This window comes from Aminobacter sp. P4_D5, assembly GCF_056401815.1.
Genome location: NZ_JBFUIP010000279.1, coordinates 1 through 4,618 on the forward strand (window position 1 = coordinate 1; position 4,618 = coordinate 4,618).

Annotated in this window: 6 protein-coding genes; 4 read left to right on the plus strand and 2 right to left on the minus strand. The window is 62.6% G+C overall.

What is annotated here, in order from left to right; all coding sequences use genetic code 11:
- Window positions 1–821: glycosyltransferase family 4 protein (locus AC1DWF_RS30390; protein ID WP_476842447.1), on the plus strand; the 821-nt coding region annotated here is incomplete at its 5' end.
- Window positions 822–880: 59 nt separating this feature from the next.
- Window positions 881–1,735 carry a glycosyltransferase family 25 protein gene (locus AC1DWF_RS30395; RefSeq protein ID WP_476788030.1) on the plus strand — a complete coding sequence of 285 codons (855 nt, stop codon included), beginning with the start codon at window positions 881–883 and terminating at the stop codon, window positions 1,733–1,735.
- A 28-nt stretch (window positions 1,736–1,763) separates the two neighbouring features.
- Here AC1DWF_RS30395 and AC1DWF_RS30400 read toward each other — a convergent pair whose 3' ends face one another.
- Window positions 1,764–2,234, minus strand: a complete 471-nt coding sequence (locus tag AC1DWF_RS30400; RefSeq protein ID WP_476782778.1) for an Lrp/AsnC family transcriptional regulator — start codon at window positions 2,232–2,234, stop codon at window positions 1,764–1,766.
- Between the two features lie 242 nt (window positions 2,235–2,476).
- Here AC1DWF_RS30400 and trxB point away from each other — a divergent pair, with 242 nt between their 5' ends.
- Both trxB and AC1DWF_RS30410 read left to right on the plus strand, forming a co-directional pair.
- Window positions 2,477–3,451 (plus strand): thioredoxin-disulfide reductase, encoded by a 975-nt coding sequence (gene trxB, locus AC1DWF_RS30405; RefSeq protein ID WP_476782777.1) that lies wholly within the window; start codon window positions 2,477–2,479, stop codon window positions 3,449–3,451.
- Between the two features lie 32 nt (window positions 3,452–3,483).
- Window positions 3,484–4,380 carry a LysR family transcriptional regulator gene (locus tag AC1DWF_RS30410; protein ID WP_476782776.1) on the plus strand — a complete coding sequence of 299 codons (897 nt, stop codon included), beginning with the start codon at window positions 3,484–3,486 and terminating at the stop codon, window positions 4,378–4,380.
- On the opposite strand, the gene AC1DWF_RS30415 is transcribed toward AC1DWF_RS30410, so the two are convergent.
- A partial coding sequence (locus AC1DWF_RS30415; protein WP_476842448.1) for a methyltransferase family protein occupies window positions 4,377–4,618 on the minus strand: 242 nt, incomplete at its 5' end. The two genes, AC1DWF_RS30410 and AC1DWF_RS30415, sit on opposite strands and share 4 nt — an antisense overlap.

Consider the following 4,618-nt stretch of genomic DNA (forward strand, 5'->3'; position numbering starts at 1 on the left):
ATACAGAAATGGTGGCCGGGCTTGTCCTTCGTCACATCTTTCGGGCGCAGCTCAGGCTGGTTTTCACCTCCGCCGCGCAGCGCGACCACAGGGCCTTCACCAAATGGCTGATCCGCCAGATGGACGGCGTGATCGCGACAAGTCGGTTGTCGGGGCGTTTTCTCGAAGTGCCGCACAAGGTGGTGATGCACGGCGTCGATCTCGACAAATTCCATCCCCCGCGCACGACTGACGATGAATTCGCCGCTGCCGGCCTGCCCGGCAGATATGCGATCGGTTGCTTCGGCCGCGTCCGGCATTCGAAGGGGACCGACCTGTTCGTCGACGCGATGATATCGCTTCTGCCCCAGCATCCGGAATGGACTGCTGTCATCACCGGCCGGGTGACATCAGAGCACAAGGGCTTCGCCGACGAACTCAGGCAGCGGATCGCCGCGGCTGGGCTTTCGGAGCGGATCCTGCTGCTTGGCGAAGTGCCCGACGTTGCCGTGTGGTATCGGCGGGTGCGCCTCTACGTCGCGCCGTCGCGCAATGAAGGTTTTGGCCTGACGCCGCTGGAGGCGATGGCCTCGCGCACGGCCGTGGTTGCAAGCGATGCCGGCTCTTATTCCGAGATCGTCACACCAGGCGTGACCGGCGCCTTTGTTGCCGCTGGCGATGGTGTCGCCTTGCGTGAGGCGATCAGGCCCTATCTCGCCGATCCGGCCCTTGCCGAAGCGCATGGCGCTGCCGGGCTTGAGGACGTCTCCAAGCGGTTTCGGCTTGAGAACGAGGCGGCTGGGCTGCGCGAGGTCTATGACCAGGTGTGGGCGAACGGCTAGCACGACACCAGCCTGTCGATATCACACCAAATCGGCGCTGCGTCGGGTGGGGAGCGCGAATGAAGATCTACCTGATCAACCTCGACCGGGCTGCCGAGCGGCTGTTGTGGTTCATGCAGCAGATTGACGGCAAGGGGCTCGATCTCATCCGCGTGGCGGCGGTCGATGCGTCCAGGCTGGATGAGGCCGAGATGGATCGCTGGCGCGCACTTTCCTCCGGTCAAAAATCGCTGTCGCCGCCGGAAATCGGCTGCATGCTCAGCCATCGCAAGGTCTGGGAACTGATTGTCCAAGGAGCCGACGAATGGGCATTCGTGGCCGAGGACGACATCCATCTCGCCGCCGACGCGCCGCTATTTTTGCAAAGCGCGAACTGGATTCCCAAGGGCGCGGATTTGGTGAAGGCCGAGACCTTCTTGAACGAGCTCGAAATGTCGGCTGCCGTCTGGGGGCAACCACATGGCCACGAATTGAGGCGGCTCAAGTCGCGGCATTTCGGCACCGCCGGCTATTTCATCTCGAAGAAGGTGGCCGTGCAGCTGCTTACCTACACGGCGAAGCATTGCGAGCCGGTCGACCTGATCCTTTTTTCCCGCGAACTCGGGCTGCTGGACGAATTGACCGTGCTGCAGCTCAGCCCCGCGATCTGTGTGCAGCATATGGCAGCACCCGGCGTGAAGGCGGCAGCAGGCAGCGGGCTTTCAAGCCAGATCGACGGCGAGCGGCTGCGCTTCCATCGCAACCATCCCAAATCCGTGAGGCTGCGCGGCATGGCCAGGGTGTGGCGGGAAATCAAGCGCGTCGGACAAGATATCATGGCTCCCCTGCGCAAGGCCGCCCGTATCTTCAAGCGCGAGTCGGTATTCCGCTCGGTTCCGATCACATTGGGTGGCGAGAGGAACCGATGCTCGTAGTGAGCCAGCCAATGGCCGTGAGCAGCGGCTAGATCGCCACCGGCCCGTCATCCTTGACCTGGCGGATGGTAAGTGCCGTGCGCACTGTGTCGACATTCGGCGAAGAGGTCAGTTCCTCGATGACGAAGGTCTGGAACGTGCCGAGGTCAGGGGCGAGGCAGTGCAGCATGAAGTCCGATTCGCCCGAGACCATCCAGGCGCTGCGCACGATTGGCCAGCCGCGCGTGCGGTCGGCAAAGGCTTTGAGGTCGACCTCGGATTGGCGGTTGAGACCGACGAGGCAAAAAGCGACCACGTCCATGCCAAGTGCCGGCGCGTTGAGCAAAGCGCGGTAGCGCTGGATGATGCCTTCATCCTCGAGGCGCTTGACGCGGCGCAGGCAAGGCGGCGCCGAGATGCCGACGCGGCGCGACAATTCGACATTGGTCATCCGCCCATCGTCTTGAAGTTCGCGCAGGATCTTCCAGTCGATGGCGTCGAGATCGGCCTTGATGGGCATGTGTGCTCCGGGACTCGCGCAAGAATCTTGCGCATTCACGTAATTAAACTACTCGCAGCCATTGGGAAGCCCAAGCGCAGAAATCGGTGCTCGCCATGGGGCGAGTTCCGCCAAGGTCAAGCTTTCGGGGGAGTAACATCTTGCCGCCTTGCGCGGGGTATGGGTGAACACCTAGATTAGGGGCGATCCGCAGCCTGTATTGACGGGGTGCTGCTTTTTCCAATGACCATGAAGGCCCTTCGATGTCCGCCAAACATGCGCCAGTTCTCATCATCGGTTCGGGTCCCGCCGGATATACGGCGGCGATCTACGCGGCGCGCGCCATGCTCAAGCCGATGCTCGTCGCAGGCATGCAGCAGGGCGGCCAGCTGATGATCACCACCGACGTTGAAAACTATCCCGGTTTTGCCGAGCCGATCCAGGGCCCCTGGCTGATGGAACAGATGCGGGCGCAGGCCGAACATGTCGGCACCGAGATGATCAACGACATCATCACCGAGGTCGATTTCGACGTGCGGCCGTTCCGTGCCAAGGGCGACTCCGGCACTGTCTACACCGCAGACGCCGTGATCATCGCCACCGGCGCACAGGCCAAATGGCTCGGCCTGCCGAGCGAACAGGTGTTCCAGGGTTTTGGCGTTTCGGCGTGYGCGACCTGCGATGGCTTCTTCTACCGCGGCAAGGACGTGGTGGTGGTCGGCGGCGGCAATTCGGCGGTCGAGGAATCGCTCTATCTCGCCAACCTCGCCAAGACGGTGACCGTTGTGCACCGGCGCGACCATTTCCGCGCCGAGCGCATCCTGCAGGAACGGCTGTTTGCCAAGGACAACATCAAGGTGATCTGGGATCACGCGGTCGAAGAGATCGTAGGTGCTCCTGCACAGAAGCCGATGCCGCCTTCAGTCAACGGTGTCCGGCTCAAGAACGTGCATACTGGTGCCATCACCGAGATGGCGACCGACGGCGTGTTCGTGGCGATCGGCCATGCGCCGGCGGTCGAGCTGTTCGTCGGCAAGCTCAAGCAGAAGCCGAACGGCTATCTCTGGACGGCGCCGAACTCGACACGCACGGACGTTCCGGGCGTGTTTGCGGCCGGCGACGTGACCGACGACATCTACCGCCAGGCGGTGACTGCGGCAGGCCTGGGCTGCATGGCGGCACTTGAGGCGGAGAAGTACCTGGCCGGAATTGAAGTGCATCGCGAAGCGGCCGAATAGGCCGACCAAACGCCTTACATAAGAGGGGAAAAATGGCGTTGGATTGGGATAAGTTGCGCGTGTTCCACGCAGCGGCGGAGGCTGGGTCGTTCACGCATGCGGCGGAGACACTGAGGCTGTCGCAGTCGGCGATCTCGCGACAGGTGAGCGCGCTCGAGCATGACATCGGCGTGCCGCTGTTTCACCGCCATGCGCGCGGGCTGGTGCTGACCGAACAGGGCGAGATGCTGTTTCGTACGGCGCATGACGTCTTGATGAAGCTCGAGACGATCAAGACCCGGCTGACCGAGGCCAAGGACAGGCCCTCAGGCGTGCTCAAGGTGACGACGACTGTCGGCCTTGGCGCTGGCTGGCTGACGCAACGCATCCAGGAATTCCTCGAGCTCTATCCCGACATCCACATTCAGCTGATCCTCGCCAATGAGGAGTTGGACCTGACCATGCGCCAGGCCGACTGCGCTATCCGCCTGCGCCAGCCGCAGCAGCCGGACCTGATCCAGCGCCGGTTGTTCACCGTGCATTTCCACCTCTATGCCTCGCCGGCCTACGTCAACAAATACGGCAAGCCCGAATCCATCGGTGATCTCGCGAACCATCGCATCGTCACTTTCGGCGTGCCGGTGCCGACACATCTGAGCGAGCTCAACTGGCTTGAGACGGTGGGCGATTTTGAAGGCGGCCAGCGCGTGCCGACGCTGCAGATCAACGACATCCTGTCGATCAAGACGGCGGTGCAGACCGGTGCCGGCATCGCCATGCTGCCCGACTATGTGGTGGGCAAGGATGCCGGGCTGGTGCAGCTTCTGCCTGAAACGGAGGTGCCGTCCTTCGACACCTATTTCGCCTATCCCGATGCGATGCGCGATCAAGCCAAGCTGCATGTTTTCCGCGATTTTGTGATCGCCAAGGCGCGGAGCTGGGCTTTCTAGTCTCCACGCCATGGCGTGAGGCGCGGCAGCCAGCCGGGAACATTGGCGCGGTAGGTTTCGTATTGCTCACCGTAGCGCCGGGCGAGAACCGGCTCTTCGTAGATGCGCACGAAGGTTGCCATCGCAGCACCCATGACCACGGCATAGACCGCGAGCGGCCAGTGGGCGAAGATCAGCGCCTGGCGCCAGCGCATCGGCCCGAAAATCGGATTCGAATTTCGGTAAGCACGATGCGCAG

Bases quoted from the DNA above. Each gene is read 5' to 3' on its own strand.
- AC1DWF_RS30395 (WP_476788030.1), top strand. From the start codon at position 881: ATGAAGATCTACCTGATCAACCTCGACCGGGCTGCCGAGCGGCTGTTG.
- AC1DWF_RS30400 (WP_476782778.1), bottom strand. From the start codon at position 2,234: ATGCCCATCAAGGCCGATCTCGACGCCATCGACTGGAAGATCCTGCGC.
- AC1DWF_RS30410 (WP_476782776.1), top strand. From the start codon at position 3,484: ATGGCGTTGGATTGGGATAAGTTGCGCGTGTTCCACGCAGCGGCGGAG.